Origin of the sequence: Streptomyces sp. SID13726 (assembly GCF_010548375.1) — a bacterium.
GTDB lineage: Bacteria > Actinomycetota > Actinomycetes > Streptomycetales > Streptomycetaceae > Streptomyces.
Genome location: NZ_JAAGLY010000745.1, coordinates 1 through 400, shown reverse-complemented (window position 1 = coordinate 400; position 400 = coordinate 1). Strand labels below are relative to the sequence as shown.

Here is a 400-nt window from a genome sequence, read left to right as displayed (position 1 = left end):
GCCCGGCGCGGCCGCGTACGGGATCCGCGACGCCGCGAAGAAGGCCGGCGTCGACGTCAAGGAGCTGTCCGAGGACGTCAAGGACACCGCGAAGACGCCGAAGGACGAGACGGGCAAGAAGGCCGACGAGGACAAGGACAAGCCGGACGAGGCGAAGGACGCGGACGGGAAGCAACCCTTCCCCTGCCCGACGTACGACGCCAAGGCGCTGGCCGACGCCGAGCTGGAGCCGGGCATCCCGCTCCTGCCGGACGAGCCCTGGTACCTCGACAGCTCGCTCCTGACCCTCTACGGCCTGGACTACCACGGCATCGTCGAGGTGAAGACGGCGGGCGGCAAGACGAAGAAGGTCCTGAAGTTCACGGCGGACTCGCTGGACATCAAGGACCTCTACCAGACG

General features: G+C 68.0%; 1 pseudogene. It reads left to right on the top strand.

Features of this window, described 5'->3' with window-relative positions:
* Positions 1-400: pseudogene (locus G3I78_RS50080) on the top strand (hypothetical protein); the annotation flags it as partial.